This window comes from Methylocystis sp. S23 (assembly GCF_054106005.1).
Genome location: NZ_CM134185.1, coordinates 3,508,771 through 3,534,869, shown reverse-complemented (window position 1 = coordinate 3,534,869; position 26,099 = coordinate 3,508,771). Strand labels below are relative to the sequence as shown.

30 protein-coding genes, 2 tRNA genes and 1 pseudogene are annotated in these 26,099 nt (G+C 65.0%); 18 read left to right on the top strand and 15 right to left on the bottom strand.

Going from position 1 to position 26,099, the window contains the following annotated elements; all coding sequences use genetic code 11:
• Positions 1-146 precede the first annotated feature (146 nt).
• From ACV7JP_RS17390 to ACV7JP_RS17375, 4 genes are all read left to right on the top strand, one after another.
• Entirely contained in the window at positions 147-1,079 is a 933-nt protein-coding gene (locus ACV7JP_RS17390) for an outer membrane protein (RefSeq protein ID WP_457796905.1), read from the top strand.
• Positions 1,080-1,536: 457 nt separating this feature from the next.
• On the top strand, positions 1,537-2,301 hold the full coding sequence (locus tag ACV7JP_RS17385) for an autoinducer binding domain-containing protein (RefSeq protein WP_457796904.1): 765 nt from the start codon (positions 1,537-1,539) through the stop codon (positions 2,299-2,301).
• 81 nt (positions 2,302-2,382) lie between these two features.
• Positions 2,383-3,027, top strand: a complete 645-nt coding sequence (locus tag ACV7JP_RS17380) for an acyl-homoserine-lactone synthase (protein ID WP_457796903.1) — start codon at positions 2,383-2,385, stop codon at positions 3,025-3,027.
• Positions 3,028-3,075: 48 nt separating this feature from the next.
• Positions 3,076-3,387, top strand: a complete 312-nt coding sequence (locus ACV7JP_RS17375; protein WP_457796902.1) for a hypothetical protein — start codon at positions 3,076-3,078, stop codon at positions 3,385-3,387.
• A gap of 70 nt (positions 3,388-3,457) precedes the next feature.
• On the opposite strand, the gene ACV7JP_RS17370 is transcribed toward ACV7JP_RS17375, so the two are convergent.
• Complete coding sequence (locus ACV7JP_RS17370; protein WP_457796901.1) at positions 3,458-3,616, bottom strand: hypothetical protein; 159 nt, start codon at positions 3,614-3,616, stop codon at positions 3,458-3,460.
• A gap of 177 nt (positions 3,617-3,793) precedes the next feature.
• The gene (locus tag ACV7JP_RS17365; RefSeq protein WP_457796900.1) at positions 3,794-5,257 is read right to left on the bottom strand and encodes a helix-turn-helix domain-containing protein; all 1,464 of its coding nucleotides are present in this window, start codon (positions 5,255-5,257) and stop codon (positions 3,794-3,796) included.
• A 196-nt stretch (positions 5,258-5,453) separates the two neighbouring features.
• On the opposite strand from ACV7JP_RS17365, the gene ftsH reads away from it, so the two are divergent.
• Complete coding sequence (ftsH, locus tag ACV7JP_RS17360) at positions 5,454-7,379, top strand: ATP-dependent zinc metalloprotease FtsH (protein WP_457796899.1); 1,926 nt, start codon at positions 5,454-5,456, stop codon at positions 7,377-7,379.
• A gap of 374 nt (positions 7,380-7,753) precedes the next feature.
• Here ftsH and ACV7JP_RS17355 read toward each other — a convergent pair.
• A pseudogene (locus tag ACV7JP_RS17355) lies at positions 7,754-8,514 on the bottom strand (IS5 family transposase).
• A gap of 151 nt (positions 8,515-8,665) precedes the next feature.
• On the opposite strand from ACV7JP_RS17355, the gene ACV7JP_RS17350 reads away from it, so the two are divergent.
• From ACV7JP_RS17350 to ACV7JP_RS17340, 3 genes are all read left to right on the top strand, one after another.
• Positions 8,666-9,420, top strand: a protein-coding gene (locus ACV7JP_RS17350; protein ID WP_457799075.1) for an IS5 family transposase whose coding sequence is annotated in 2 segments (ribosomal slippage) — positions 8,666-9,230 and positions 9,230-9,420 — 756 coding nt in all. Because the reading frame shifts where the segments join, the coding sequence is not laid out codon by codon here.
• Positions 9,421-10,191 carry a bacterial ammonia monooxygenase, subunit AmoC gene (amoC, locus tag ACV7JP_RS17345; RefSeq protein WP_457796898.1) on the top strand — a complete coding sequence of 257 codons (771 nt, stop codon included), beginning with the start codon at positions 9,421-9,423 and terminating at the stop codon, positions 10,189-10,191. It begins immediately after the preceding gene.
• 403 nt (positions 10,192-10,594) lie between these two features.
• Positions 10,595-11,086, top strand: coding sequence for a DUF1269 domain-containing protein (locus ACV7JP_RS17340; protein ID WP_457796897.1), 492 nt, complete (start codon positions 10,595-10,597; stop codon positions 11,084-11,086).
• Positions 11,087-11,167: 81 nt separating this feature from the next.
• Here ACV7JP_RS17340 and ACV7JP_RS17335 read toward each other — a convergent pair whose 3' ends face one another.
• From ACV7JP_RS17335 to ACV7JP_RS17325, 3 genes are all read right to left on the bottom strand, one after another.
• A complete protein-coding gene (locus ACV7JP_RS17335) occupies positions 11,168-11,842 on the bottom strand; it encodes a hypothetical protein (protein WP_457796896.1) in 675 nt (224 codons plus the stop codon).
• A gap of 246 nt (positions 11,843-12,088) precedes the next feature.
• A complete protein-coding gene (locus ACV7JP_RS17330; protein ID WP_457796895.1) occupies positions 12,089-12,391 on the bottom strand; it encodes a hypothetical protein in 303 nt (100 codons plus the stop codon).
• 5 nt (positions 12,392-12,396) lie between these two features.
• Positions 12,397-12,555 carry a hypothetical protein gene (locus ACV7JP_RS17325; protein WP_457796894.1) on the bottom strand — a complete coding sequence of 53 codons (159 nt, stop codon included), beginning with the start codon at positions 12,553-12,555 and terminating at the stop codon, positions 12,397-12,399.
• A gap of 437 nt (positions 12,556-12,992) precedes the next feature.
• On the opposite strand from ACV7JP_RS17325, the gene ACV7JP_RS17320 reads away from it, so the two are divergent.
• Both ACV7JP_RS17320 and ACV7JP_RS17315 read left to right on the top strand, forming a co-directional pair.
• Positions 12,993-13,370, top strand: coding sequence for a hypothetical protein (locus tag ACV7JP_RS17320; protein ID WP_457796893.1), 378 nt, complete (start codon positions 12,993-12,995; stop codon positions 13,368-13,370).
• 233 nt (positions 13,371-13,603) lie between these two features.
• Positions 13,604-13,852, top strand: coding sequence for a hypothetical protein (locus tag ACV7JP_RS17315; protein WP_457796892.1), 249 nt, complete (start codon positions 13,604-13,606; stop codon positions 13,850-13,852).
• 2 nt (positions 13,853-13,854) lie between these two features.
• Here the strand turns inward: ACV7JP_RS17315 and ACV7JP_RS17310 are convergent.
• The 6 genes from ACV7JP_RS17310 to ACV7JP_RS17285 form a co-directional block, all read right to left on the bottom strand.
• Positions 13,855-13,930, bottom strand: a tRNA-Thr gene (locus tag ACV7JP_RS17310).
• 41 nt (positions 13,931-13,971) lie between these two features.
• Positions 13,972-14,820 carry a 23S rRNA (guanosine(2251)-2'-O)-methyltransferase RlmB gene (rlmB, locus tag ACV7JP_RS17305; protein ID WP_457796890.1) on the bottom strand — a complete coding sequence of 283 codons (849 nt, stop codon included), beginning with the start codon at positions 14,818-14,820 and terminating at the stop codon, positions 13,972-13,974.
• Complete coding sequence (locus ACV7JP_RS17300) at positions 14,817-15,683, bottom strand: 4-(cytidine 5'-diphospho)-2-C-methyl-D-erythritol kinase (RefSeq protein WP_457796889.1); 867 nt, start codon at positions 15,681-15,683, stop codon at positions 14,817-14,819. The genes rlmB and ACV7JP_RS17300 overlap by 4 nt, the downstream gene beginning before the upstream one ends.
• Before the next feature lie 42 nt (positions 15,684-15,725).
• A tRNA-Gly gene (locus tag ACV7JP_RS17295) sits at positions 15,726-15,800 on the bottom strand.
• 154 nt (positions 15,801-15,954) lie between these two features.
• On the bottom strand, positions 15,955-16,122 hold the full coding sequence (locus ACV7JP_RS17290; RefSeq protein WP_442753818.1) for a hypothetical protein: 168 nt from the start codon (positions 16,120-16,122) through the stop codon (positions 15,955-15,957).
• A gap of 596 nt (positions 16,123-16,718) precedes the next feature.
• On the bottom strand, positions 16,719-17,144 hold the full coding sequence (locus ACV7JP_RS17285) for an iron-sulfur cluster assembly scaffold protein (RefSeq protein WP_457796888.1): 426 nt from the start codon (positions 17,142-17,144) through the stop codon (positions 16,719-16,721).
• A 256-nt stretch (positions 17,145-17,400) separates the two neighbouring features.
• On the opposite strand from ACV7JP_RS17285, the gene folE reads away from it, so the two are divergent.
• From folE to ACV7JP_RS17265, 4 genes are all read left to right on the top strand, one after another.
• Positions 17,401-18,090 carry a GTP cyclohydrolase I FolE gene (folE, locus tag ACV7JP_RS17280; RefSeq protein WP_457796887.1) on the top strand — a complete coding sequence of 230 codons (690 nt, stop codon included), beginning with the start codon at positions 17,401-17,403 and terminating at the stop codon, positions 18,088-18,090.
• Entirely contained in the window at positions 18,090-18,476 is a 387-nt protein-coding gene (gene hisI, locus ACV7JP_RS17275) for a phosphoribosyl-AMP cyclohydrolase (RefSeq protein WP_457796886.1), read from the top strand. Before folE ends, hisI begins: the two co-directional genes overlap by 1 nt.
• Before the next feature lie 264 nt (positions 18,477-18,740).
• Positions 18,741-19,013, top strand: coding sequence for an acyl carrier protein (locus tag ACV7JP_RS17270; RefSeq protein ID WP_457796885.1), 273 nt, complete (start codon positions 18,741-18,743; stop codon positions 19,011-19,013).
• Positions 19,014-19,417: 404 nt separating this feature from the next.
• Positions 19,418-20,422, top strand: coding sequence for a patatin-like phospholipase family protein (locus ACV7JP_RS17265; protein WP_457796884.1), 1,005 nt, complete (start codon positions 19,418-19,420; stop codon positions 20,420-20,422).
• A 167-nt stretch (positions 20,423-20,589) separates the two neighbouring features.
• Here ACV7JP_RS17265 and ACV7JP_RS17260 read toward each other — a convergent pair whose 3' ends face one another.
• Entirely contained in the window at positions 20,590-21,021 is a 432-nt protein-coding gene (locus ACV7JP_RS17260) for a CBS domain-containing protein (protein WP_457796883.1), read from the bottom strand.
• Between the two features lie 143 nt (positions 21,022-21,164).
• On the bottom strand, positions 21,165-21,917 hold the full coding sequence (locus tag ACV7JP_RS17255; RefSeq protein ID WP_457796882.1) for a rhomboid family intramembrane serine protease: 753 nt from the start codon (positions 21,915-21,917) through the stop codon (positions 21,165-21,167).
• Positions 21,918-22,386: 469 nt separating this feature from the next.
• Here ACV7JP_RS17255 and ACV7JP_RS17250 point away from each other — a divergent pair, with 469 nt between their 5' ends.
• The 4 genes from ACV7JP_RS17250 to ACV7JP_RS17235 all read left to right on the top strand — a co-directional run bounded on the left by ACV7JP_RS17250 (position 22,387) and on the right by ACV7JP_RS17235 (position 25,649).
• A complete protein-coding gene (locus ACV7JP_RS17250; protein WP_457796881.1) occupies positions 22,387-22,974 on the top strand; it encodes a PAS domain-containing protein in 588 nt (195 codons plus the stop codon).
• A gap of 90 nt (positions 22,975-23,064) precedes the next feature.
• Positions 23,065-23,679 carry a PilZ domain-containing protein gene (locus ACV7JP_RS17245; protein ID WP_457796880.1) on the top strand — a complete coding sequence of 205 codons (615 nt, stop codon included), beginning with the start codon at positions 23,065-23,067 and terminating at the stop codon, positions 23,677-23,679.
• 114 nt (positions 23,680-23,793) lie between these two features.
• A complete protein-coding gene (locus ACV7JP_RS17240; protein WP_457796879.1) occupies positions 23,794-25,098 on the top strand; it encodes a DUF2157 domain-containing protein in 1,305 nt (434 codons plus the stop codon).
• A complete protein-coding gene (locus ACV7JP_RS17235) occupies positions 25,095-25,649 on the top strand; it encodes a GDYXXLXY domain-containing protein (protein WP_457796878.1) in 555 nt (184 codons plus the stop codon). Before ACV7JP_RS17240 ends, ACV7JP_RS17235 begins: the two co-directional genes overlap by 4 nt.
• Positions 25,650-25,662: 13 nt before the next feature.
• Here ACV7JP_RS17235 and ACV7JP_RS17230 read toward each other — a convergent pair whose 3' ends face one another.
• Positions 25,663-26,013 (bottom strand): hypothetical protein, encoded by a 351-nt coding sequence (locus tag ACV7JP_RS17230; RefSeq protein WP_457796877.1) that lies wholly within the window; start codon positions 26,011-26,013, stop codon positions 25,663-25,665.
• Positions 26,014-26,099 lie beyond the last annotated feature (86 nt).

Below are 26,099 nucleotides of genomic sequence, written 5' to 3'. Positions count from 1 at the left end.
GGGGTCCGTCGCCAATTTGCTTTGACTGTCCGGACGCTGACCCGCAAAAGAGGCGTAAGGACCAAGGCGCGAGCGTTTGCAAGATTGTGCCCCCGGGTTCTGTGAGCGCGGCAGGCGTCGCGTCCTTGAGCTGAAATGAGGCCGTTATGAAAAAGATTGCTCTTTCCTTTGCCGCTTTGGCGCTGACCGCCGGCTCCGCCCTCGCGGCGGACCTTCCCTCCCGCAAGGGCCCGCCGATCCTTCCCCCGCCGCCTCCGCCTCCGCCGCTGTGGACGGGCTTCTATGTCGGTCTGAACGCCGGCGGCACGTTCGGCAACAGCAGCAACATCACCACGTTCGGCGCGCCGATCTTCGTCAATCCGCTGTTCCCGGCCGGCGCCGGCGCGGTCGCCAATTCGCTCGCCTTCGCGGCGACGAGCAACCTGTCGGGCGGCAACAACAGCGGCTTCATCGGCGGCGGCCAGATCGGCTACAACTATCAGTTCTACAACAGCTTCGTTGTGGGTCTGGAAGCCGACATCCAGGGCATTGCCGGCTCGAACAACACGTCGACGGGCGCTGGCGTCGTGTCGCTCGGCCCGTGGGGCTTCCCGGCTGAGAGCTACGCCGCGGTTTCGTCGGCTCGCCGCAACATCGACTATCTCGGCACGGTGCGCGGCCGTCTCGGCTGGCTCGCCCTGCCGACCCTGCTCATCTACGGCACGGGCGGTCTCGCCTATGGCGGCGTGAACGTCAACACGGCCTTCACGGCTCAGGAGTCGCTCGGCGCGGCGGTTTATCCGACCGTCTTCGGCGGCGCGAACTTCTCCGACACGCGCGTCGGCTGGACGGCCGGCGGCGGCGTCGAGTGGATGTTCTGGCCGAACTGGTCGGCGAAGGTCGAGTATCTGTATTACGATCTGGGCACCGTCACGACCAACGGCGTCGTCGCCCAGATCAACAACACGCTCGCTCCGCCCCAGGTTTGGGGCGCCGCCGCCACCCAGACGACCACCCGCTTCGACGGCCACATCGTCCGCGCCGGCGTGAACTATCACTTCAACTGGGGCGCTCCGGCCCCGGTCGTCGCCAAATACTGATCGGGACTTTACGTCTCGACGGAAAGCCCGGCCGGAAGGCCGGGCTTTTTTGCTTTCGCCCCCGGCCAAATGGCCGGGCCTCCTTCAGTTCGTCGGCAAACCTTCGAGGCGGCCTCGTCCTTCGAGACGCGAGCTTCGCTCGCTCCTCAGGATGAGGCCTAAGCGTTTGGCGCAAAAGCGCTCATGCCGAAGAGCCCGCGCGGGGCGTCAACACGGCTTCGTCAGCGTCCGATACAATTCCCTGCGCGTCATTGCGAGCCGAAGGCGAAGCAATCCAGAGCCGCCTGAGAAAGCTTTCGGATTCGTCTCGTCGCATCGCGATGCGATCGAGTCAAACGGAACTCCGTAAGTCCGGCTCCTTTGCTTCTTTGAGGAATTGATTCATGCGCGACAGGTTGTCCGGAGCCGCCTTTCGCTTTACCTTGACCGTAAGAGTTTCAGAACCGCGGCGGGTTTCGTGCATCCGGACGACTTTTTTGATTTGATCGACCGCCTTGCGGCCGCAAACCGAATCGAGTCCGCATCCAATATCATCGACGACTTCATGAGGTCCTGGGGCCTTCACAACGTCGCCTATGCGGCGCTCAACATGCCGACTCCCGGCGCCGCGCGGCCGCTCCTCTCGGTGACCTATTCCGCGGAATGGCAGAAGCATTACGCTCAAAGCGGCTATGTCGATCTCGATCCCATCGTGCGCTCGGGGCTCGGAGGCATCCTTCCGATCGATTGGGCCGAAATCGATCGCGGCGACCCCATTATCCGGAAATTCTTCGGGGAAGCGCAGGAACTCGACGTCGGCGCGAACGGGCTGTCGATCCCGATACGCGGGCGACTCGGCGAGTTCGCGCTCTTCACGATCACCTCGAATGAATCGCCGGCCGATTGGCGCTCCATGAAGCGCGAGCTCTTGCGCGACCTGATGGTCGTCGCTTTCAATTTCCACGCGGCGGCCCTGCGGTCCTGCGGCGTCATGGAGGAGGCGACGGTTCACATTCCGTTGCGGGAGGCAAGCTGTTTGCGGTGGAAGGCGCTGGGGAAGACCGACGAGGAAATCGGACGCATTCTCGGCATCAGCTCCCACACGGTCCGCTTCCATCTCGAATCGGCGCGCGCGCGCCTAAATACCGCCAACACAACGCATACTGTCGCCAAGGCGCTGGCGCTCGGCCTGATCAATCTGTCCTATGAGCCGAGCCATCTGATCCCCAGGAAGCGCAACTGACCCCCCATTTTCGGGAGGTGATAACCCTCTGTGTTTGCATCAAATTCTACTCATCACGCCAACGGATGAGGGGTTTGAGCGATGATCAGGATCATTCCGGGCGAGTGGCGCGCGCGCTATCCCCGGCTCATTGACGAAATGCACAGGCTGCGGCGCAACGTGTTCCACGAGCGCCTCAAATGGCAGGTGACGGTCATCAACCGCTGGGAAATAGACGGCTATGACGCGCTGGATCCGCTCTATGTTCTGGTTCTGGACGAAACGGAGCGGGTCATTGGCGGCCTGAGATTGCTGCCGACAACCGGCTTCAATATGCTCAATGACACGTTTCCGCAATTGCTGCCGGACGGCGCCCGCATCCAAAGTCCGCTGATCTGGGAGTCGAGCCGGTTCACGGTCCGCATGACCGGCGACAGCCGGATCGACGCGCCGACGATCAGCCGGGCCACGGCGGAATTGGGAATGGCGCTCAACGAGATCGGCAAGGCGGCGTCGCTCACTCATATCGTCACCGTCTATGATCGCGCCATGCATCGCATGCTGACGCGATGCGCCTGCGCCGGCGAGCCGCTCGGGCCTCCCCAGATGATCGGCGGCGTCGAAACTTACGCCGTCCTCTACGAGGTGGGCTCCGAATGGGACGCGCGCGTCCGCCTTCTCGCCGGCTACGCCGGAATGTCGCTCGAGCCCGCCATCGTCGAGTCGATGCGCGCCCGACACGCCTGAGCTCGCCCGATCAAAACCTTTCAGATCAATCATGACCAGAGGCGCAGTATGATCCGCGTTTTGACCTATGAAAATTTCAGATTGCTCGATCCCAGGATCGAGGACGCCTATCGGCGGAGGCACATTCCCGACGCGTGCGATTATTGCTGTCGGCGCATGGATGACGCGCCGCCGCGCCAGCGAATGGAGAAAGGCCGGGACTGGCTGCGCCAGCTCGTGAGCGACATCGAGGCGCTGGCGCAATCCGTCGAGAGCGCGCCCTTGCGGCGGCGCCGCTCGTCCCGGACGGTCGCGGCCAATTCGCAGAAGCCGGCCGTCGCCAGCCGGGGAAAGGCCCGCGGGCGATCGGCCCGGCGTTGAAACGAAGGCCCCCAACGAAATGGCGCGCGTCTTCACTGGGACGCGCGCCGGAAAAAGTCCGTCCGGCGACTCAGTTCACATAGGCGGTGATCGCGAAGGTGACGGCGGCGGCGGCGGCGAGAATCGAGACGATGGCGGTGAACGAGTTCATGGCGCTTCCTCTGCCTTTGGCGTTGCCGGCGGGGCCCGTTTGTGAGTTCTTGACCGACGGCGCGACGAAATAACGCACCCTGTTTGGAAAAGGCGCAAGCTGGAAAAGTTATTGCGCCGCACGCGGAAATGGGGAGCGGCGCCGGCGGCGTCCAAGGATACGAGAGACATAAAACCAATAAAAACCGTTTATCGAACCGCGCCGCCGCATCGCAATGACGATCTTCGGGCGGTGCGCCGCGCGAATTGACGGCGATCAGGCGATCGCCTGAAGCTTTGCCTTCAGGTCGCCTATTTCCGTCTCCGCCAGAACTTGATCGGTGACGTCAAACTGGACGCCGAGAAAGTAAATGAGCTTGCCGCGCGCGTCGAAGAGCGGCGTGATGTTGAGCTTGTTGTAGAAGAGCCCGCCGTCTTTCCGGTAGTTTCGCAACGTGACCTCGATGGGCTGACGATTCGTGATCGCGTCGCGCAGCCGGCGCAGTCCTTCCTGGTCGCGGTCGGCGCCCTGAAGGAAGCGGCAATTGCGGCCGAGAATCTCCTGCGGCTCATAGCCGGTCATGATCTCGAACCGTTTGTTGGCGTAGACGATCGGCGCGTCTTCAATATCGGGATCGGCGAGCGTCACGCCGTTGACGCAACTGTCGAGAACCGTCGTGAGGATCTCCGGGATGATCTCCGATTCCTTGCGGATGGAGAACATCTGCGCCTTGTCCTGACTCTTGGCCTTCGCCCAGACGCGATAGGCGGAGGGCGCCATGCCCGCATAGCGGCGGAAAGCGCGGCGGAAGCTCGCCTCGTCGATGAAGCCCGCGCTCGCCGCCAGCTCCTTGACGGGCTTTGCGCTGGTCTCGAGCAGCGTGCGCGCCGTTTCGACGCGGATGCGGTCGATGAAGGTCTTGGGCGACTCGCCGCAGGCCTGCTTCAATTTGCGGTGCAGCGTGCGCTCGGAGGTGGAGAGCGCCTTGGCGAGATCCCGCGCGTTGAAGGCGGCGTCCGACTGCCGCACGATTCTCTCGGCGTCCGCGAGGAAAGCGTCCACGCCGCCGCTGACGACGTTCGGCAGATATGCCGCGCCGCGCGCGCCGCCTTTGGCCGGCGCCGTTTCGCCCAGCGTAAAATCGGCGGCGATACGTCCCGCTTCCTGGCCGCAAAGCGTGCGAATGACATGCAGGCCGACATCGATCCACGACAGGGGACCGGCGGCGGTGACGACGCGGCGGTCGTCAATGAGCCGCGCGCCCCAGGCCGTGTCCGCGCGAGGATAGCGTTTCTTAAGGTCTTCATGGTGCCACCAGCTCGTGGTGCAGCGTCGGCCCTCCAGCAGACCCGCTTCGCCGAGCAGGAAAACGCCGGAACCGCATCCGCCGATGAGCGCGCCACGCGAATGATGGCGACGCAGCCAGGCGGCGGCGGCCGCAAGCGGCGACATGTCGGGCGTCTTGCCGTCGGGGCCCGGCGAGAAGCTCGGGACGATGACGGCGTCGCAGGCGGCGATTTCGTCGAAAGAGGCCTCGACCGCCAAATTCGCGCCGGCGCCGGCGCGGACGGGCAGGCCGCTTGCGCTCGCCGTGACCGCGCGGAAATCCGGCGCGCCGCTGAATTCCGAGGGCGGAATGGCGGCCATGACCGCCTTGCGGGCGAGCGCGAAGAGATCGGAAAGGCCGAGGAACGCGGACCCCAAACACCCGTCCGATCCGGCGATGACGATCTTGATCATGCCTCCCACCATTTGTCTTTTTTGGCGAATTATGGACTCGATTTGGCTATTTCGCCATCCTGACCTAGGATGACCACAACCTCATCTTGGGAAAAGGCGAGGGCATCCGTCCTCCGCCCAATGATGTAATTCGAGCGATGACCTTCCCAGAATTCTGCCCAGAATTTCTGCGAGCTCACGCCCTGAGGAGGTGGAAATGAAGGCGAATTGGAAGAAATATTTGCCTTGGGTCGTCTTCGTCGCCGTCGCGGGAATCCTGTTGGCCATGTTCCAGCATCAGCAGTCCCGCACGCCCGCGCGTGAAATTACCTTCAGTGAGCTGCTCGTGCAGATCGACGAAGGCCGGGTGCACGACGTAACGATCGCCGGCAATGAAATCTCGGGACACTTCAACGACAACCGCACCTTCACGACCTATGCGCCGAACGATCCGACGCTGGTCCAGAAGCTGGAGACGAAGAAGGTCCAGATCAGCGCCAAGCCCGCGGGCGACAATCCGGGCTGGCTCTCGACCCTTCTGGTGAACGGCCTGCCGCTGCTGCTCTTCATCGGCGTGTGGATCTACATGGCGCGCCAGATGCAGGGCGGCGCCGGCGGCCGCGCGATGGGCTTTGGCAAGTCGAAGGCGAAGCTTTTGACGGAGATGGCGGGCAAGGTGACGTTTGAGGACGTCGCCGGCGTCGACGAGGCGAAGGAGGATTTGCAGGAGATCGTCGAGTTTCTGCGCGATCCGGGCAAGTTCCAGCGTCTCGGCGGCCGCATTCCGCGCGGCGTGCTGCTCGTTGGCCCGCCGGGCACCGGCAAGACGCTGCTGGCCCGCGCCATCGCCGGCGAAGCGGGCGTGCCCTTCTTCTCGATCTCGGGCTCCGACTTCGTCGAAATGTTCGTCGGCGTCGGCGCCTCGCGCGTGCGCGACATGTTCGAGCAGGCCAAGAAGAACGCGCCCTGCATCATCTTCGTCGACGAGATCGACGCGGTCGGCCGCCATCGCGGCGCCGGCCTTGGCGGCGGCAATGACGAGCGCGAGCAGACCTTGAACCAGCTGCTCGTCGAGATGGACGGTTTCGAGGCGAATGAGGGCATCATCCTCATCGCCGCGACCAACCGTCCGGACGTGCTCGACCCGGCGCTGATGCGTCCGGGCCGCTTCGACCGGCAGATCACCGTGCCGAACCCGGACTTCATCGGCCGCGAGAAGATCCTCAAGGTTCACGCCCGCAAGGTGCCTCTGGCGCCGGATGTGGACCTCAAGGTGGTGGCGCGCGGCACGCCGGGCTTTTCGGGCGCCGATCTGATGAACCTCGTCAACGAGGCGGCGCTCCTGGCGGCGCGGCGCTCGAAGCGGATCGTCACGAACCAGGAGTTCGAGGACGCGCGCGACAAGATCATGATGGGCGCGGAGCGTCGCACCCTCTCCATGACGGAGGAGGAGAAGAAGCTCACGGCCTATCACGAGGGCGGCCACGCGCTGGTGCAGCTCACGGTTCCGGGGGCGATGCCGATCCACAAGGCGACGATCATCCCGCGCGGCCGGGCGCTGGGCATGGTGCAGGGGCTGCCGGAGCGCGACCAGGTCTCGCAGACCTATGAGCAGCTCACGGCGATGCTGGCCATCGCCATGGGCGGCCGGGTGGCGGAGGAGTTGATCTTCGGCCACGACAAGGTGACCTCGGGCGCGGCGTCGGACATCCAGCAATGCACGCGGGTGGCGCGGGCGATGATCACGCAGCTTGGCTTCTCGGACAAGCTGGGGACGGTGGCCTACGCCGAGCCGCAGCAGGAGCAGTTCCTGGGCTATTCGCTGGGCCGGCAGCAGACGCTTTCGGAGGCGACGCAGCAGACGATCGACGCGGAGGTTCGGCGTCTGGTTCAGGAGGCCTATGACAAGGCTAGGCAGATCCTGACCGAGAAGCGGGCGCAGCTCGACACGCTGGCCAATGGCCTGCTGGAGTTCGAGACGCTGACCGGCGAGGAGATGAAGGGCCTTCTGCAGGGCAAGCGCCCGGTGCGCGAGGACACGAGCTCCTCCGCCCCGCAACCCCCGCGCGGCTCCGCCGTGCCGACCACGGGGCATTCTCCGGAGCCCGACGTGGACGGCGGCGTGGCGCCCCAGCCGATCTGATCGGCAAAATAGAAAAGAGGTCCGGCCTTTCGGCCGGGCCTCGGTCCCCACCTCTGAGGCAACCTCGTCCTTCGAGACGCGAGCTTCGCCCGCTCCTTCAGAATGCGGCCCAAACTGTTCGGCGCAGGCGCAGAAGCCCGGAGCCCGCGCAGCAGGCGTCTCGAAGCGCGAGGGCGCCGACGCTGCTCCATCAGCAGTCCTGCGATGCAAAATCGACGGATCGCCGCTCGGGCGATGGCGGCTTTGCCCCCATATTGGCGACAAAGTCACTGTTGTCCGCCGGCGCAGGACGCATGATGCAACAGCTTCGGGGAGACCTCGACGCTCAGATGGAGGAGTTAAATATGAGCTCGACGACTAGGCTGTGTGGACAGTTATCTGAGCCATAGGACGATTGCGGCGAGGGTTACGACCGCTCGATAGTTTCGGGCGGTTTTTTCGAAGCGGGTTGCAACGCGGCGGAACTGCTTGAGTTTTGAGAAGCAGCATTCGACGAGATGGCGCTGAGTATAAAGATGCTTGTCGAGCGGATATTTGAGCGCACGTGACGGGTTGTTTGGGATGACGGCAAGCGCGCCCTTCGCGGCGATGGCTTGGCGCAAATAATTGGCGTCATAGGCGGTATCGGCCATGACGACCTCTGCGGGCAGTCCCTCGATCAACGCCACGGCTTGCGGGGCGTCGCCCTTCTGACCGGCGGTCAGCGTGAACCGTCAGGACATCCCAAGCCGCGAACGGCCAGATGTATCTTGGTGCTCAGGCCGCCGCGCGAACGCCCGATCGCCTGATCTTCAGGCCCCCTTTTTCGCCCCGGCAGCGTGCTGATGCGCCCGGACGATCGTGGAGTCGACGATCAGATATTCGAAGTCAGAATCGTCAGACATCGCCTCGAAAACCCGATGCCAGACCCCTTGGCGCTCCATCGACTGAAGCGCCGAAACACACTGTTCCACTCCCCAAACGCTTCCGGAAGATCGCGCCAGGGGGAACCCGTGCGCACGATCCACAGCACGCCCTCCACAAACATCCGGTTGTCGCGGCCGGTCGAGCCCTTCTGGTCAGGCCGGCCAATGATCAGCGGAGCCATCCGCTCCCACGCCGTGTCCGTCAAAACCAATCGATCCATCACACCCAAGGCCGCCTCCCCAAAAGAAGTCTTGAATCTGATTTGCGACCAAATGGGAATCCCTTAGAGTCCACAGGACCTAGGACGGATCGACATTCAGGATTCCCAAACGGCGTAAGTGCTGATTCATAGGGTTCCGCGATTTGAGCGGAGGCCAATGATGGGCGTTAAGCGATATGAGTTGAGCGAGGCACAATGGGCGCGGATTGCGCCGTTGCTGCCGGGCAAGGCGAGTGATCCGGGACGCACTGGCTCGGATAACCGATTGTTTGTGAACGGATGTCTGTGGGTTCTGCGGTCGGGCGCGCACTGGCGCGACCTGCCCGATCGCTATGGCAAATGGAAGACGGTGCATCGCCGCTTCAGCCGCTGGTGCCATGCGGGGATATGGGAGCGCGTGTTCGAGGCGCTGACCGCGGACCGGGACAACAAGTATCTGATGCTCGACAGCACCATCGTCCGCGCACATCAGCAGGCGGCGAGCGGAAAAGGGGGCCAAGAATCAGGCGCTGGGGCGTTCCCGAGGGGACTGACCACCAAAATCCACATGCTCGCCGACACACTGGGCCGACCACTGCGCCTCATCGTCACTGCCGGCCAGGTGGGCGACGTCACCCAGGCTCCCGCCCTGCTCGAAGGACAGACAGGCAATGCCGTGCTGGCCGACAAAGCCTATGACAGCAATGCCTTGCGCGCCATCATCGCCGATATCGGCGCGAAGCCGTGATCCCTTCAAATCGCACCCGCAAGATCATCATCCCGCATGACGCCATCGCCTACAAGCAGCGCAATCGCATCGAGCGATGCTTCAACCGCCTCAAGCACTTCCGACGCTTCGCCACCCGCTACGAACGTCGAACCATCCACTTCGCCGGCTTCGCTTTCCTCGCCGCAGCCATTCTCTGGTTACGCTGAATGTCGATCCGTCCTAGCGCTGCTGCTGGCGCAGCTGCTGAGGTAGAGTCCGTAGTCGATCTGCGTGGCATGTGGATTGGCCTGGCTCTGCTGAACGTATTTTATCTGATCGTGCGCATTTACGAGCAGATCTATGGCTGGCGCGCCGGCCTGGATTCGTTTGCGCCGGAGTTCCAGACCTACTGGATGTCGATCCTTTGGACCGAGATTCCGCTGGAGCTGGTTTCGGGCCTTGGCCTTGCGGGCTATCTGTGGAAGACGCGCGACCGCAACGTCGACGCGGTTTCGCCGCGCGAGGAGATGCGCCGCCTGGTTGTCCTGGTTCAGTGGCTGGTGGTTTACGGCATCGCCATTTACTGGGGCGCTTCGTTCTTCACGGAGCAGGACGGCACGTGGCACATGACGGTTATCCGTGACACGGACTTCACGCCGTCGCACATCATCGAGTTCTACATGAGCTACCCGATCTATTCGGTGATCGCGGTCGGCGCTTTCTTCTATGCGAAGACGCGCATTCCGTACTTTGCTCATGGCTACTCGCTGGCGTTCCTGATCGTGGCGATTGGCCCGTTCATGATCATCCCGAACGTTGGCCTGAATGAGTGGGGCCACACCTTCTGGTTCATGGAAGAGCTGTTCGTGGCTCCGCTGCATTGGGGCTTCGTGTTCTTCGGCTGGATGGCGCTTGGCGTGTTCGGCGTGGTTCTGCAGATCCTGATGCGCATCCATGCGCTGATCGGCAAGGACGGCGTCGCCCTCCTGACCGAGTAAGACGACGTGGCGAAGTAAGCGCGGTCACCCTCTCCCCGCGAGCGCGGAGAGGGCCGGGTGAGGGGCAAGGGATTGCCGCGAACTCTGTTGGCGACGCCGGTCAAACTCATCGCGTTCACGAGAGATCGGCGCCTCTGCCTTGCCCCTCACCCCAACCCTCTCCCCGCAAGCGGGGAGAGGGGCGCGCGAGCAATCGATTCGGTTGTCTCGCCGCTTTGGCCCCAAGCCTCCTGGCTCGACGAAGCAATGACAGCGGAAGTGACGCAGACAGCCTTCGTCCTTTTGCCGCGGCGCCGCCTCCTCAATTCACGGCGAACGGCCCTTGCATTGTAATTTCATTCGTCTCGACTAGATCGGAAAATGCGGCGCGCGATCGAACGTCGCCGACATTGGGAGAGCCCTCATGAACGATCTGCTCGTCATCGCCTTCTCCTCGGAGCAGAAGGCCGAGGAAGTCAGGCAAAAGCTGTTTCAGATGCAGAAGGAATATTTGATCGAGATGGGCGACGCCGTCGTCGCGGTCAAGGACGCGGAAGGCCACGTCAAGCTGAACCAGCTCTTCAACACGACGGCGATCGGCGGCGTGTCCGGCATGTTCTGGGGCGCGCTGATCGGGCTTATCTTCATGATGCCGCTCGCGGGCGCGGCGCTCGGCGCGGCTTCCGGCGCGGTCTCGGGCGCGCTCACCGATTTCGGCATTGACGACAAATTCATGAAGGACGCCACGGAAGTCATTCCGCCGGGCGGCGCGGCGCTGTTCGTGCTCGTGCGCAAGATGACGACCGACAAGGTCCTCGAGGGATTGAAAGGCGTCGGCGGCACGGTGTTGCGCACCTCCTTCGAAAAATCGAAGGAGGAAGCCATCCGCGCGGCGCTTTCCGCGCATTCGAGTTGAATTGGGCCGCCTCCCTGGCGGCCTGAAAAAAGAAGCGGCGCTCGCAGGCGCCGCTTTCTCGAAAAGTGAAGGTTGACGCGGTTACGCCGGTTCCCGCCGTTTCTCGCGCCGCTGCGCGTGGAAGGTCATCCACAGGCTGACCGCGACGAAGATGATCCCCAGCGACGCGACCATGATGAAGAGCGACGAGCGCTGAACGATCGCCATCGCCGGCACGAAAAGCGCGAGGATCAGGCCGACGACGCAGATCTGCCAGGCCTCGGCGTGGACGCCCGCGACGAATGTGCCGAGCGCCAGCAGCACCATGAGATTGAGGCCCGTGGCGTTCACGTCGATGAGGGCCCGCATGGTCGGCGTGTAGATCAGCCACATGGCGGCGAGGAAGGCCGCCCAGTGCAGCACCTGCGTCCAGACGAGCTTGATCTGCTCCTGGCGCGTTTCCGCATGGCGCCAGCCGACGTAAATGCACAGCCCGCAATAGATGATGGTGAGAAGCTCCCAATAGAAGCCGATCGGCTCCCCCGTGAAGGTCACGAGGCCGATGCCGACCACCGCCATGGAGAGCATGATGATATAGGGCAGATCGATCTTGAGCACGTCGACGAAAAGCACGTCCGCCGACTGCGTCTTGATCTCCTCTATGCCTTCCTCGATCGCGGCGACCCAGGATCCTTCAGACGCGTTCTCCTTCGGAGTCTCGGCCTCCTTGTGCGGTTCGGCGGCGTCGCCGGCAGGCGTTTCCGGGCTGTTGGACATTTCAAGATCCTTCTTGAGAAGCGCTGGATATGAACGCGCTCTGTTCCCGCGGCGATGGCCGGCGCAGGCAAAAGCTCGCCGAAGATAGAGCGCCCCCCAAAGCTCGGCAACCGCCGTCGTCCGGCTCTGGCGCGTTGGCGCCCCGCCGTGCGGATTTAGCTAGGGCCGGGAGTCTCTCGCTGGCAGGCTCCGATGACGAAAATTCTTCTCGCGCGGGCGCATTCATGGCCGGGTCGGAGCGAAGCTTCAGGGCCGCTGGGAACGCTTCGCCTCGTCGCGTTTGAGCGGCATCACGTAATCGAGCGCCGTGACGGAGAGAAAGCCGCCGATCCAGGCGCCGGCGGCGGCGAAGATCACATAGGCCCAGTTCGAAGTGTAGCTGATCACGGCGAAGGCCGAGAGCATGTACCAGGCGCTGCTCCAGCTCGCCGCCGCCACGCGCCGCCGCGCCGACACCGACGCGTTGAAAAACACGTAAACGGCGTCGGTCGCGGCGGTCGACAGCATCACGCCCGCGGCGATCAGGGGATCGAAGGTCGGCAAATCCATTCCCGTCAGCGGTAGAAATGTTCTTCCTGCAGCCTGGTCGTCTTCGTCGGCGCGAATTCGCGACGGCAGGCGGGGCTGAGGCGGGACAAATTCGCGTCGAGGCAGCTTTCGATCTCGGAGACGAAAGGAATGTCCGCGCTGCAGAACCGTACAGCGTCTCCCATGCAGTCGGAGCGCTCCTGCGCGGTTCCCTGGGCGAAAGCCGGAGCGGCGGAGGATATAATGAAAGCAAAAAGGAATTTGCGCATCGCAACCCCCTGTGCCGGGTTTTACCCCTGAAAGATGGGCGCCCGGCGGAGCGACTGCAACCCTGCGAAGACGCCGCTAGCTGACGAGCAGCACCGCCGCGCCCGCGATGGCCGCGAAGAGCACGGAGAAGACGACGGCGTTGGCGATAGGAGGTCTGATCATCGCGGCTGAGGGTGGCGCGCGGCCGCGAGGGATTCAATTCGCCAAATCCGCGCGCGTCCTTGAGTCGCGGAGCCGGCGTGGCCGCAGGTCGATCCGCTCGCGCGACTGCGCGCATAAGCTCCATCTTGTGGCCGGGATTTTCCTTCTAACATCGGCTCGACGATTCGTTGAAGCGAGAGGGGCTCGGGTCATGAAGAAGCTTTTCCTTGCCGGAGTTTTCCTCGCCGCGGCGGGCGGTCCCGCCATGGCGAGAGGCGGGATGCAGACGTGGATTCTCGTCTGTCCGAAGAGCCTGGGGCAGGGCGAATGCAATCTGACCACGGCGAGCCGCTGGTATCATTTGCCGTCGGCGCAGCCTTCGGCGTCGAGCCCCGCGATCAAGGCCGCGAAGGCCAAGATTTCAGCCGCGCTGGACGCCGGATCCTATGTCTCGGTCGAGCAGTTCCCCGCCGGCGTCTCGATGGGTCCGCGCGGCGACGTCTTCAGGGCCTGCAACGCTGGCGGCGGCGCTACGCCCGCCGACGCGCAAATGGCGGAATGGGCGCAGCGGGGCGAATGTCTGAGATAGGAACGCCGCATTGATTCCCATCCGCCGGGCGGAAATTTGCAAGCCGTTGGCCGCATGGGGCAATTCGGCGGGACCGCTGCAAAGCGCGCGGGCGCCCAATCCTGTCACGGCTGCATCTTTCGAAGGCGCCTCTCAAGGCGATGCGCTGAGAAATGCAATTTATTCAATATGATATATTTTGGCCCAGCGATTGCGACGCTCTGTCCCGTCGCCGGACCGGGAGGTAATGAAGCATGAGGGAGATTCTGACAGCCGCCTTGCTTCTTGCCAGCATTGCAGCGTCCAGGGCGGAGCCGGCGGGGGAAAGCGCGGCGCCGAAATCCACGGAATCGCGCGACACGCAGGAGTTTTTCGACGCCAGGGGACGCCTGATCGGAAGCGTCACCAAGATCGGCGGCGTCATCTATTTCAACGGTCCCGACGGAAGGCTGGTGGGCGCAGCCGAGACGATAGAAGGGCGGCGGGTCTACAAGACATATTGAGCTGGCGCCGGTTGAGGGATTCGAACCCCCGACCTACTGATTACAAATCAGTTGCTCTACCAGCTGAGCTAAACCGGCTGTCGCAGACGCTCAACTAATCGTCCAAGGCGCGCGCAAGGTCAATCCTTCGGCGCCGCGCGCAGGCGCAGGCGGACGACGCCCAGCGTTGCGGCGCAGGCGTTGGAGACATTGAGGCTTTTGATCGGGCCGGGAAGGTCGAGTCTGGCGACGAGGTCGCAGCGTTCGCGGGTGAGGCGGCGCAGGCCCTTGCCCTCGGCGCCGAGCACGAGCGCGAGCGGCGTCGTGAGCGGGATCGTCTCGATCGCCTCCGCGCCCTCGGAATCGAGGCCGACAATGCTGTAGCCGCGCTCCCGCAGCTCGTCCAGCGCGCGAGCGAGATTGACGACCGCGACGATTGTCACATGCTCCAGCGCGCCGGACGCCGCCTTGGCCAGCACGCCGGTGAATTCCGGGCTGTGACGCTCGGTCACGATCAGCGCGTCGACGCCGAAGGCGCAGGCCGTGCGCAGAATCGCGCCGACATTGTGCGGATCGGTGATCTGGTCGAGCGCGAGCACGACGCCGCTTTTCGATTCGATGTCGCCAATATCGGCGTCGTCCAGCGGCCGCGCCTCGAGCAGCAGGCCCTGATGCACCGCCTCCTCGCCGAGATGGCGCGCGAGGTCGCGCGCGTCGACGAGGCGCGGCGCGATTCCCGCCGCATGGGCCAGATCGGCGATGCGGGGCAAAGCGTTCTCGGTGGCGTATAGCGCCAGCAGCTTGCGGCGGCCGCCTTTCAGCGCCTCCCGCACCGCATGGGCGCCATAAAGCGTCACGACGTCGTTCGAGGGGCCGCGGAACGGACCTTTCGGCGCCTCGCTCCGGCCGCGCGCGCGCGATTCGCGCGGGCGCTCGTCGCGCCGGCGCGACTCGTCGGACTGGTTCTTTTGCGGCGGCCTTCGGCTCATCGCAGCGCCGCCGTCTTCACCCACCATTCGGGGCGCTGCAGGCGAATCGCGCGCGCGGCCCTGGCGGCGGCGGCGGGCGTCGAGAAGATCGCGAAGCAGGTCGCGCCCGAGCCCGACATGCGGGCGAGCTTGCAGCCGCGCGCCGCGCGCAGCACCGCCAGAACGTCGACGATGACGGGCGCCTGGAGGCAGGCGGCGTCCTCGAGATCGTTGCGGCCCTTGGCGATCCCCGCGAGGAACTCGACCGGCGGGCCGCCGCAGCCGATCTCGGGATGGGCCGCGCTCTCGACGCTCTCGCCGGGCCGCAGCCCGAGCTTTTGGAAGATGAGGCGCGTCTCGACCGGCTCGCCGGGATTGATCAGCACCGCCGGCAGCAGCGGCAGGCGCAGCGGCGGCCCGAGCGATTCGCCGGCGCCGCGCATCATGCGGGCCCGGCCGGCGAGGCAGACCGGCACATCGGCGCCCGTGGCGCGCGCGGCGTCGTGGAGGCGCGGATCGTCGGGCGCGAGGCCGTTGGCCTGCGCGAGCAGGCGCAGCGCGGCGGCCGCGTCGGAGGAGCCGCCACCGATTCCCGCCGCCACGGGCAGGCGCTTCACGAGGCGGAAGGCGCCGGGCGTCAGGCCCTCGACGCGCTCGGCCAGATGGCGCGCGGCGCGCAGCACGAGATTGTCGTCGTCCGCGCCCGCCGCCGGCGCCGTCGGGCCGGAAACGTCCAGCGAAAGGGCGGGCCCGGGGACGAGAGAAAGCGCGTCGCCGGCGCCGCTGAACGCGACGAGGCTTTCGAGCGCGTGATAGCCGTCCGTCCGGCGACCGAGAATGTGAAGCGTGAGATTGATCTTCGCGGGGGCGCGCGTGACCAGCATCGAACCCCGACCTCCGCTTTAGGGTTATCGCGGAGCTTCATTTGGAGCGGGCGAAGGGATTCGAACCCTCGACCCCAACCTTGGCAAGGTTGTGCTCTACCCCTGAGCTACACCCGCATCCGTCGCTTCGGTTTCGCGTATCGCGCCGCCGTCGCGGGGGTCTTATGCAACAATCGATCTGGCTTTGCAACTGGCTGCGTCATCAAAATTACAAAGCTTGGAAATGACGGCGTCCCGGGCGGATCGGATCCCGGAACGCCGCACGGCGCGCTTACTGAATCATGCGCGCCGTCGAGCCCGTATTGCCGGTGATGTTGGCGCTGTCGGGCGAAATCCACTCGGGAACCCAGGTAAGCGCGACGATCACGAAACCGACGAAGCCGGCGATATAGAGCAGGATCTTCCCGAGCTCGCCGCCGCCATGAACGTTAACAGCCATTTTTTCCTCCCTTTGCCTTGATCGATGCGGCCGCCCCGTCTGCTGATGAGAGAGCGACGGCCGAGCCGCCACGGCCTCGGCCGCCCGGCCATCGCTCTCGCCAACAAGGCAACAGGGGGAGCCGTCTCGTTGACGCGCCGAGCTTGCGTGAGGAGGCGCGCAAGCAAAAGGACCACTGAGCCGGCGCGGCATGGGCAATTTACTTGGCGCTATATGATTTTTATTGAGTGGCCTCAAATAGGCTGGGCGGTTGTTTCTTGAGCGATGCTTTGGCTCCTTGCCGGGTCCGCGCGTCCGGCTTCGGGCATTCTCGTCGCGGCGCGGACCCCCACCCTTGTGCGGGGAGAGCAGGGTGGGCGCCTTGCCGTTCCATGAATGTTCCGACGCGAATCCGCGCGCCGAGCCCGTGACATTGTCACGGACGGGAGGACGGCCGGACAGGATGCTCAGACAGGCCGTCGGAGGAAGGCGTCATGAACTATCGGTTTGCAATCATCGTCCTGGGGGTCGCGCTATTCGTCGCCGCAATGATTCCCTACGCATACAAGCCGCGATGCGCCAATCCGGAATGCACGCCCACGGCGCCGTACTAGCGCCTAGCTTTCCGCCTTCCCCACGGCGTCCACCACGGCGTCGAAGGCCAGCATGGTCGAGCCGTGTCGCGCCTTGTAATCCCGCACGGGCTCCAGCACGGCGAGGTCGGCCCATTTTCCGGCAGGCGGCGGGCCGTTTTCCTTCAGCATTTTGCGCAGGGCCTCGCGGGCCTCGCGCAGCTCCTCGGGGGTCGAGCCGACGATGTTGCGCGCCATGATGGAGGCGGAGGCCTGGCCGAGCGCGCAGGCTTTCAGCTCGTGGGCGTAGTCCGTGACCTTCCCGTCGCGCAGATTGAGGTCGACGGTGATGGTCGAGCCGCAGAGCTTGGAATAGCCCTTGGCCGTGGCGTCCGGCTTTTCGAGGCGGCCGAGGCGGGGAATGTTTCCGGCCAGTTCGAGGATTCTGGCGTTGTAGACCTTGTCGAGCATATCAGCGCAGGCTCTGGCGCGGGGCTTACCTTCGCTCCCGCTCCCCTCTATATAGCTAGCCGAGGGCCGGCGTGAAAGCGCAAGCCCCGGCGCAACGCCGAGGCGCCGCATTTCTTGCATTGGCTCTGGCGAGGTCTCGAATTCTCGCGGTTTCTCGAAGTCAGAGGGGCGAAATTTGAGGTTAGGTCCCGTGCGTCTTGACCGCATGGGGGACAGCGTCGTGGGTTTTGCGACGCGATTGTTGAGGAGGCGCCACATGGATGACGTGGTTAAGACCTTTCCCGTTCGCCCCAGTTTCGAGGAAGACCGCAGCGACGCCGTGCTAGATTCCCCTCCCGCCGCCGACCGTTCCGGGCCGGCCCAGAAAGCCCTTGAACGCCCTTCCCGGGAGGAGGCCGAAGCCGCCGTCCGCACCCTGCTGCGCTGGGCCGGCGACGATCCCGACCGCGAGGGCCTGCGCGAGACGCCGCGCCGCGTCGTGAAGGCCTATGAGGAGTTCTTCAAGGGCTACAATGAGACGCCGGACGAGGCGCTGTCCCGCGTTTTCGAGGAGGTCGAGGGCTATGACGACCTCGTGCTGGTGCGCGATATTCCCTTCACCTCGCATTGCGAGCACCATGTCGTGCCTTTCGTCGGCAAGGCGCATATCGCCTATTATCCGACGGGCGGGGTCGTGGGCCTCTCCAAGCTCGCCCGCCTCGTCGACGTCTTCGCCAAGCGCCTCCAGACGCAGGAGGCGATGACGGCGCAGATCGCCGAGGCCATCGAGAGCCATCTCGTCCCGCGCGGCGTCGCGGTGCTGGTGGAGGCCGAGCATATGTGCATGTCCATGCGCGGCGTGCTCAAGCAGGGCTCGTCCACCGTGACCGTGCAGTTCTCGGGCGTCTTCAGGGACGATCCGGGCCAGCAGGCGCATTTCTACACGCTGCTGCGCGGCGCGCGCTGATGGCGGGCGCCAGAGATCTGGAGGAGGGGACGGAGTTCACGCCCCGCTTCGACGCGAACGGCCTCATCGTCTGTGTGACGGTCGAGGCCGCGACGCGCGAGATTCTCATGGTCGCCTATATGAACCAGCTCGCGCTCGACAAGACGATCGAGACGGGCGTGGCGCATTACTGGTCGCGCTCGCGCAACGCGCTCTGGCGCAAGGGCGACACATCGGGCCAGGTGCAGCGCGTGCTCTCGCTGTCGGTCGACTGCGATCAGGACGCGCTGATGCTGGCGGTCGAGGCCGGCGGCGACGGCAAGGCCTGCCATACGGGCCGCAAATCCTGCTTCTACCGTAAGGTCGTGACCGAGGGCGGCGCGCCGCGGCTGGCGTTTACGGAGTAGCGGCGTCCGTCACTCGAATTGGCGGGCTTTTTTTGGTATCGCCGTCATTGCGAGGCGGCGCCGCCGCCGAAGCGATCCAGAGCCGTGGCGCCGCCCTGGATTGCCTCGCTTCGCTCGCAATGACCGCGAAAAACGCGCGCGAAAGGGCCGGCAATTCGAGCGAGGAGGCTGGCGGGTTCCACAGCGTGCGGCCCCGCACGGAAATCTCTTGCGCGGCTGGCTACTCTCCCACCATCGAATTCAAAGACGGCAGGGAGAGCCAAGATGTTCGCCACCATCCAACGCCTGATCGAGCAGGAAACCAGGCTCGCGATCCCGGCCGGACGGCTGACGCCCGACGCTGACCTTTACCGGCTCGGCCTGACCTCCTTCGACGCGATCCGCCTGCTTGTCGCCGTCGAGCGGGAATTCGGGGTCGAGTTTCCCCGCGAGGCGCTCAACCGCAAGGCCGTGTCGTCGGTCGCGGCGATCGCCGAAGCGGTTCTGGCTTTGTGGCAGCTCGAAATGGAGCCGAAGAGCCTGCGCAAGGCGGCGTGAGAGCTCTCGCCAAAGGTAATTTGATCCTCTTTTCCTCCCAGCCTCCCGCGCCCGGCCCCGAGCCGGGCTTTTTTTCGGCGCTGCGGCGCGGAATGACGACTCCCGCCCGGCGCCGGTTCATTCGCGCGTTCCGTCATTGCGAGCGAAGCGACGCAATCCAGGGGCCGTCCGACGCTCTGGATTGCGCGTGGGCTTCGCCGCCTGCCCGGCGAACGGATCAAACGGAAGTCGCTGGAGACGCGGAGGGCGCGACCTAAGGTTAACCTTCTGGACATTTTCCGAGTGCAGCCTCGCTCCCATATAAAAAATCAAAATCTTGGGTAGTGAGACGACTGAGCAGGAATAATGTGATGTTATCGCTGCTACGACGCAATGACCCTTCCGTCCCCGAGTCGCGAGACTTGATGAGCGTTTCGGAAGCAAATCCCGGCTCCACGTCGCCCGTGGTCGTCGATGACGACGCCGAGGGCGCGCCCCCGCGGCGGCGCGGGCAGCCCCTGATCGGCCTCGCGCTCGGCGCGGGCGCGGCGCGCGGCTGGTCCCATATCGGCGTGCTGCGCGAACTGGCGGAGCAGGGGATTCAGCCCGACATCGTCGCCGGCACGTCGATCGGCGCGGTCGTGGGAGGCTGCTACGCCGCCGGCCGGCTCGACCAGATCGAGGCCTTCGCCCGCTCGCTCACGCGGCGGCGCGTCTTCACGCTGATGGATCTTTCCTTCTCCGGGGCGAGCCTGATCACCGGCGAGCGGCTGAAATCGGCGCTGGAGCAGGAGCTCGACGGCTTCAAGATCGAGGAACTGCCGATACCCTTCGCCGCCGTCGCGACGGAGGTGGGGACCGGGCATGAAGTCTGGCTGCAGCGCGGCGTGCTCGCCCAGGCCATCCGCGCCTCCTATGCGCTGCCCGGCATTTTCGAGCCGGTGCGCGTCGGCGACCGCTGGCTCTTCGACGGCGCGCTCGTCAATCCTGTGCCGGTCACGGTCTGCCGCGCGCTCGGGGCGGAATTCGTGATCGCCGTCAACGTCACGGCGGACACCATGTATCGCGCGCGCGTCATCCGCGACGATCCGGCCGCGCAGAAGAAGGCCGCCGAGGCGGGGCCTTTCGGCGACAAGCCGGATATCTCCTTCGTCGATCGCATCCTGCCGCGCTACTTCGACCGCCAGCCGGGCGACGCGCCCAATGTCGCGACGGCGATGATCGACGCTTTCAACATCATTCAGGACCGCATCCTGCGCTCGCGCCTCGCGGGCGATCCGCCGGACGCCACCATCACGGCGCGGATGGAGGATATCGGCATGTTCGACTTCCACAAGGCGGATCAATTGATCAATGTCGGGCGCTCGGCCGCCAAGCGCGCGCTGCCCAACATCTTCGCGCATATCCCGATCCCGGGCGCCACCGCATAGAGCGCGCGGCGCCGGATTGCGTCTTCGCTCCTCGCAATGGCGGCGACGCCGCATCAACCGTCACTGCGAGCCGAAGGCGAAGCAATCCGGAGCGGCGGCGCGGCCTCTGGATTGCTTCGCTTCGCTCGCAATGACGCGGCGCGCGAATGAATCAAACGGAGCCGGCGTCACGCCTGCGCGATATATTCGCGCATGGAGCGATGCTCCTCCTCGATCACGCGAATGCGGTATTTCACGATGTCGCCGATCGAGACCAGTCCCGCCAGGCGGCCTTCGCGCAGCACGGGAAGATGCCGGCGCCGCTCGAGCGTCATGGTCTGCATGGTGGAGTCGACCGTGTCGTTCTCATGCGCCGTGACCGGACTGCACTGCATATGCTCGGCGACGGGCGACTCGAGCGCTTGCGGTCCGAAAGCGGCGATCGCCGCCACCAGATCGCGCTCGGAGATGAGGCCGACGACCTCGCCGTCGCCATCGACGATGACAAGCGCGCCGATGCCATGGCGAATCAGCTCCTGCGCGATCTCGCGCAGCGAAACGTTGGGCGGCGACGTAACGACGTGACGGCCTTTTTCAGAAAGGATCGTTGCAACGGTCATGGCTTGCTCCTCGGCGACCCCCAACCCAAAAGCCCCGCGCGCGCTTCTTTCTCGCGCTTGCGGCGTGCGGCTGGCCGGCGGCGGATTTCACGTCCGGAGCGCATATCTCTCGCAAGAGTCTCGCAACGCTTGCGGAAACGCCCTCATACGCGCCGCGCCGACGGTTCGAAGGCGCCGAAGGTAAGCAGACCGAACAAAAAGCCGCCTATATGCGCCTCCCAGGCGACGGGCTCCGATGAGCCGGCCGTCGCCGGAAAGGCGCCGAGGAGGAAATTGGCGCCGAACCAGACGATCAGAAAAAGCATCGCCTGACGATTCTCGCCGATTTGCGAGAGAGGGGCGGTTCGCGCTTCTCTCCCGTCCATTGCGCCGTTCTCTCCCAGCCGCGCGCCGGGGGTGAAAGCAAAACGCACGATGCCGGCCATGGTTCCGGAGATCGCGGCGGAGGCGCCGACGACCGGAGCCGCGTCGAGCGGATGAAAGGCGTAATGCGCGGCGGCGCCCGCTATGGCGCAAGCCGCGAAGAAGGCGAGAAAGCGCGCGGGCTCGAGTCGTCGCGCCACCGGCGCGCCGAAGGCCGCGAGCGTCAGCCCGTTGACGACGAGATGCGTCCAGCCGCCGTGAAGGAAGGCGTAAGTGAGCGGCGTGAGATAGACCGTGCGCCCGCCATTCAGCATGGTCACGATCTGCCGCTGCGCGTCGGGGCCGAGCGCGTCCGCATCCGCAAGAGAGGAAAGCACGGTCTGGGGCGCGAGCGCGAAGCTCAGCCGCAGCGGAACGAAGGCGAAGGCGTCATAGACCGCATGGACGAGCCCCTTGGGCGCGACGGCGGCGAAAAATTCGATCGCCAGCATGACGCCGAGGAGAGCGGTCACCACCCCCGGCAAATTGATCATTCGTTCCCTGTCGGCGTCCACGGCGTCCCCTTTTTGGCTCGTCCCAATCAACGCTCACGGCCTTGTGTCCCGATGAGGGACAACAAATCATTCATTCCTGGGCGATTGGGGCCGCCGGGCCGCGGGCGGACGGCCGCGGCGGGGAGCGGACAGGGGAGGGGGAACGCCGGAGCGAACGTCCCCCCTCTTGTCTCTTTCCCTTTGCTTGGAAAAACCGACTTTATGAGAAAATTTCTTTTTCTTTCGGTGGTTGCCCTGGGTTTCCTCGAGAGCGGAGCATCTCCCGATCAACGTCCCGGCATGATCGAAAGGTGCCACAGCGCTCCGGTCCCGGCAAGGAATGCATTGAAAAAAGGTTAATTCCGTTAACCGATGGCATACGCGCTGCAGTTTGCCGCCGGTGCGGGCGCGGCGAGGGTGTCGCCGTTTCAATCCGGGGCAGGAAGCCGCGTGAGCGGCGGGCGGAGCGATGAGACAGCAGATCAGCAAGGATTTGTTCGCTTATTGGAGCGAATTGAAAGGCGCGCGGTCGGCGCCCGACCGGGCGGATATCGATCCCGTCGCCATCCGCCACCTATTGGCGGACACGTTCATCGTCGAAATCGATGCGGATCGCCGTTTCCCGTTGCGTCTCTGCGGGACGCGCATCGACGCGCTTTGGCTGAGCGAGAAGAAGGGCCAGCCCTTCGTCGACGTCTGGCGCCCGGAGGATCGTCGCGGCGTCGCCGCGGCGCTGCTCGCGGTCGTGGACGGCGTGACGCCGGTCGTCGCCGGCGTCAAGACCCATGCCGCAGGCTACGCCGCGCTGGAGTTGGAGCTGTTGCTTCTCCCCCTGCGGCATTTCGGAAAGACCCATTCGCGCGTGCTCGGCGCTCTGTCGCCCGTTTATCAGCCGGAATGGCTCGGTCAGCTTCAGGCGGGTCCGCTCGAAATGATTTCCATGCGGATCATCGACGCGGCGCCGCGCGCAAGCTCCCCGATTTCCCCGCCTTTTCAGGCGCCGAACATGACGGGCCGGCGGCCGCGCCTCATTGTCTACGATGGAGATAAACTCTGATGGAGACAATCTTTTCCGTTCCAAGCGTAAGCAATCTTTAATTCGGCCGGCGGTATTGTCTGGAAACTCAATGCGGAAGCACGCGCAGACATGGCCGCAATTCATCCCCAACTCAATTATCTCTATGACTCGCGGGAGAACCGGCGGTTTCAGCGGGTCCCCGTCACCCTTTTTGGGCGATACATGCTCGAGTCGCGGCGCGAATATCCGTGCCAGACGGTTGAAATGTCGCCGGGCGACATGACGTTGTTCGCGCCCGTCAAGGCGCAGATCGGCGAAAAGGTCGTCGTCTATCTCGACGAGATCGGCCGCTTCGCGGGCGTCGCCATGCGTCAGACCGACGTCGGCTTCGCGCTGTCCATGAACCTGCCGCCGATGAAGCGCGACAAGCTCGCGGATCAACTGACCTGGTTCGCGAACCGCCACGCCTTCAGCCTGACGGAGGACCGCCGCCACGAGCGTATCGTGCCGCTCATGCAGCGCACGCTGCTGCGTCTTCCCGACGGGCAGGAGATCATCGCCAAGATCAAGGACATCTCGCTTTCGGGCGTCGGCATCGAGACGGAGACGCGTCCCCATCTCGGCTCCAAGGTGATCATCGGCACCACGCCCGCCGTCGTCGTCCGCCATTTCGAGGGCGGCATCGGCGCGGAGTTCGAGAGGCCCTTCAATCCCGGCGACATCGACGAATCGACGCGCCTCTGAGGGCGGCCGGACGGGGCGGCGCGATCATGTTGCGCCCTGTGCGGAATTCCATTTGAATGCGCATATCAGCGCTTCGCCGGGAAAGGCGGCGCGCGCGTCAACCCCGAGCGCCGCATGCAGGATCGCAAATATGTGGCCTGGCTTTATGGCCAGTTGCCCGATCTCGTGCGGGACGGAACGCTCGACGCCGAGGCCGCCGCAAGGCTGCGGCTTCGTTATGGGGACGTCGCGCAGAGCGGCAAGAGCCGCGCCGTCGTGCTCTTCGGCGTTTTGGGCGCGGCGCTGATCGGCGGCGGAATCATCCTGCTGCTCGCACATAATTGGGACGACCTCGCCCGCGCGACGCGAACGGCGCTGTCCTTCGCGCCGCTGCTGATCGGACAGGCTCTTTCCGGCTGGACCCTCGCGCGCAGACCTGACAGCGCGGCGTGGCGGGAGGGAGCCGGCGCTTTTCACACGCTCGCCATCGGAAGCTCGATCGCGCTCGTCGCCCAGACCTATCATCTCGGCGGCAGCTTGGAGGATTTCCTGCTGAGCTGGGCGCTGCTCGGGCTGCCCGTCGCCTATGTGATGGAGGCGACCCTCCCCGCCATCCTTTATCTCATCGGGATCACGAGCTGGGCGGGCCTCTCTTACGCCGCCTTCTGGCATGACCATGGCGGGGCTTTCCGGTCGCTCGGCTATTGGGGACTGCTGGCCCTGGCGGCGCCCTGGTGGCTGCTGCAAATGAGAGAGGGCCGCTACCGCTCGAAGGTTGCGCTCTTCGGCTGGGTGCTGGCGTTGACGCTGCCCATCGGCTTCTTTCTGTCCATCGAAAGATTTTCGCTGGGCTACGCATGGCAGGTCTGGCACAGCGCCTTTTGGACGACGCTGTTTCTCGCCGGCGCGAAATGGTGGGGCGACGCGGCGTCGGCGGGGCAGCGCCCGCTTCAGACCGTGGGCGCGCTCGGCGCCGTTGCGCTGGCGCTGGCGCTCACTTTCGAGGACCTTTGGAAGGTGCATGAAACCACCGGTCCAGGCGCCGCCGGTCTCGCGATCGTGGCCGCGTGGCTCGTCGCGGGTCTCCTGCTTCTGGCGGACGCCTTGCGCCGGGGCGCCGTTGCGCCGGCGCTGCTTGGCGCGCTGCCGGTCGTGACGGCGATCGGCCTCATTCTGGCGAAGACGTCCCCGTGGGCGGCGGTCGCGCTGATGAATCTCTACGTCCTGGGCCTCGGCGTCGGCGTGCTGTCGGCCGGCGTGCGCTCGCACGGATTGGGCGCCATGAACGCGGGCATGACGATCCTCTCGGCGCTCATCCTCTGCCGCTTCTTCGACGCCGACATCGGCTTCGTCGCGCGCGGCGTCGCCTTCATCGTCATCGGCGCTGGCTTCCTGCTCGCCAACCTCATGATGCTGCGCAAACGCGGAGCGGCGCAATGAAGCGGGCGTGGATATTCGCGGCTTTCGCCCTGATCTGCCTCATCCAGTTGGCGGCGCCGGCGAGCATGATCTGGCGGCAGGAGCGCACGCTCGCCCAGGGCCAGCCTTTCAAGATCCAGACCGCGCCGGTCGATCCCTACGACGCCTTTCGCGGCAAATATGTCGCGCTGAATTTCCGCGAGGGTCTCCCCAAGCTGCCGAAGGACTTCCCGTCCGGCTTCAGAGGCAAGGTCTATGCGCCGATCGTCGTCGGCGAGGACGGCTTCGCGCGTTTCGGCGAGGCGGCCCTGTCGCCTCCGCAAGGATCGCCTTACCTGACGCTCAATGTCGAAAGCGGCTATCCGGGCCAGGAACTGAGCCTGCCCTTCGACCGCTATTTCATGGAAGAAGCGAAGGCGCCGGCGGCCGAGGCCATCTATGGCGAGAATACGCGCGAGCGAGACGCCTTCGTCGTCGTGCGCATCCTCGACGGCGGCTGGGCGGTCGAAAATCTCTTCGTCGGCGGCAAGCCGATCAGCGAAGCGCTGAAAGAGGCTGAAAAGGCGCGCTGAGGCAGTGGGGCGCTTATTGGCAAACGTCCCAAAAGCCCTGGGATGCGTTTTCGTCCGTATAATACCAGCACAGCCCGTCGGCCGGCGCGGCGACCGTCGCATAGCCGATGGCGTCGTCCGCGGTCATGACGCCGACAGCCGCGCCCGCCGCGATCGCGCCGCCCGGCGGCCAGGCGTAGGGACGTCGCCATGCGCCGGCATAGGCGCCGCGATAGCCGATGACGGGGCCGGCGCGAAAGCCGCGCGCGAGCTCGATCTGCCTGCTCGCCGGCAGGGCCGGGGCGAAGAGGGGCGCTGCGTTCGCGCTTGCCGAAACAAGCGCGGCCGCGACGTGGATCAGGCGAAGGAACGGGCGTTTCGGCATGTCGCTCTCCGGACGCGTTGATTGTCGATCGCCCGAGGAAAGCGCCGGTTCTACGCCGAGGCAAAGGCGAACCGAAAATTTGGCGA

Bases quoted from the DNA above. Each gene is read 5' to 3' on its own strand.
- ACV7JP_RS17260 (WP_457796883.1), bottom strand. From the start codon at position 21,021: ATGACCGTTGCAACGATCCTTTCTGAAAAAGGCCGTCACGTCGTTACG.
- ACV7JP_RS17380 (WP_457796903.1), top strand. From the start codon at position 2,383: ATGATCAGGATCATTCCGGGCGAGTGGCGCGCGCGCTATCCCCGGCTC.
- ACV7JP_RS17330 (WP_457796895.1), bottom strand. From the start codon at position 12,391: ATGGATTTGCCGACCTTCGATCCCCTGATCGCCGCGGGCGTGATGCTG.
- ACV7JP_RS17265 (WP_457796884.1), top strand. From the start codon at position 19,418: ATGAGCGTTTCGGAAGCAAATCCCGGCTCCACGTCGCCCGTGGTCGTC.
- ACV7JP_RS17315 (WP_457796892.1), top strand. From the start codon at position 13,604: ATGAGGGAGATTCTGACAGCCGCCTTGCTTCTTGCCAGCATTGCAGCG.
- amoC (WP_457796898.1), top strand. From the start codon at position 9,421: ATGTCGATCCGTCCTAGCGCTGCTGCTGGCGCAGCTGCTGAGGTAGAG.
- ACV7JP_RS17335 (WP_457796896.1), bottom strand. From the start codon at position 11,842: ATGTCCAACAGCCCGGAAACGCCTGCCGGCGACGCCGCCGAACCGCAC.
- ACV7JP_RS17325 (WP_457796894.1), bottom strand. From the start codon at position 12,555: ATGGGAGACGCTGTACGGTTCTGCAGCGCGGACATTCCTTTCGTCTCC.
- ACV7JP_RS17240 (WP_457796879.1), top strand. From the start codon at position 23,794: ATGCAGGATCGCAAATATGTGGCCTGGCTTTATGGCCAGTTGCCCGAT.
- ACV7JP_RS17285 (WP_457796888.1), bottom strand. From the start codon at position 17,144: ATGCTCGACAAGGTCTACAACGCCAGAATCCTCGAACTGGCCGGAAAC.
- ACV7JP_RS17250 (WP_457796881.1), top strand. From the start codon at position 22,387: ATGAGACAGCAGATCAGCAAGGATTTGTTCGCTTATTGGAGCGAATTG.
- ACV7JP_RS17245 (WP_457796880.1), top strand. From the start codon at position 23,065: ATGGCCGCAATTCATCCCCAACTCAATTATCTCTATGACTCGCGGGAG.
- ftsH (WP_457796899.1), top strand. From the start codon at position 5,454: ATGAAGGCGAATTGGAAGAAATATTTGCCTTGGGTCGTCTTCGTCGCC.
- ACV7JP_RS17390 (WP_457796905.1), top strand. From the start codon at position 147: ATGAAAAAGATTGCTCTTTCCTTTGCCGCTTTGGCGCTGACCGCCGGC.
- ACV7JP_RS17230 (WP_457796877.1), bottom strand. From the start codon at position 26,013: ATGCCGAAACGCCCGTTCCTTCGCCTGATCCACGTCGCGGCCGCGCTT.
- ACV7JP_RS17255 (WP_457796882.1), bottom strand. From the start codon at position 21,917: ATGATCAATTTGCCGGGGGTGGTGACCGCTCTCCTCGGCGTCATGCTG.
- folE (WP_457796887.1), top strand. From the start codon at position 17,401: ATGGATGACGTGGTTAAGACCTTTCCCGTTCGCCCCAGTTTCGAGGAA.
- ACV7JP_RS17290 (WP_442753818.1), bottom strand. From the start codon at position 16,122: ATGGCTGTTAACGTTCATGGCGGCGGCGAGCTCGGGAAGATCCTGCTC.
- ACV7JP_RS17270 (WP_457796885.1), top strand. From the start codon at position 18,741: ATGTTCGCCACCATCCAACGCCTGATCGAGCAGGAAACCAGGCTCGCG.
- ACV7JP_RS17365 (WP_457796900.1), bottom strand. From the start codon at position 5,257: ATGATCAAGATCGTCATCGCCGGATCGGACGGGTGTTTGGGGTCCGCG.
- ACV7JP_RS17340 (WP_457796897.1), top strand. From the start codon at position 10,595: ATGAACGATCTGCTCGTCATCGCCTTCTCCTCGGAGCAGAAGGCCGAG.
- rlmB (WP_457796890.1), bottom strand. From the start codon at position 14,820: ATGAGCCGAAGGCCGCCGCAAAAGAACCAGTCCGACGAGTCGCGCCGG.
- ACV7JP_RS17320 (WP_457796893.1), top strand. From the start codon at position 12,993: ATGAAGAAGCTTTTCCTTGCCGGAGTTTTCCTCGCCGCGGCGGGCGGT.
- ACV7JP_RS17375 (WP_457796902.1), top strand. From the start codon at position 3,076: ATGATCCGCGTTTTGACCTATGAAAATTTCAGATTGCTCGATCCCAGG.
- ACV7JP_RS17300 (WP_457796889.1), bottom strand. From the start codon at position 15,683: ATGCTGGTCACGCGCGCCCCCGCGAAGATCAATCTCACGCTTCACATT.
- hisI (WP_457796886.1), top strand. From the start codon at position 18,090: ATGGCGGGCGCCAGAGATCTGGAGGAGGGGACGGAGTTCACGCCCCGC.
- ACV7JP_RS17235 (WP_457796878.1), top strand. From the start codon at position 25,095: ATGAAGCGGGCGTGGATATTCGCGGCTTTCGCCCTGATCTGCCTCATC.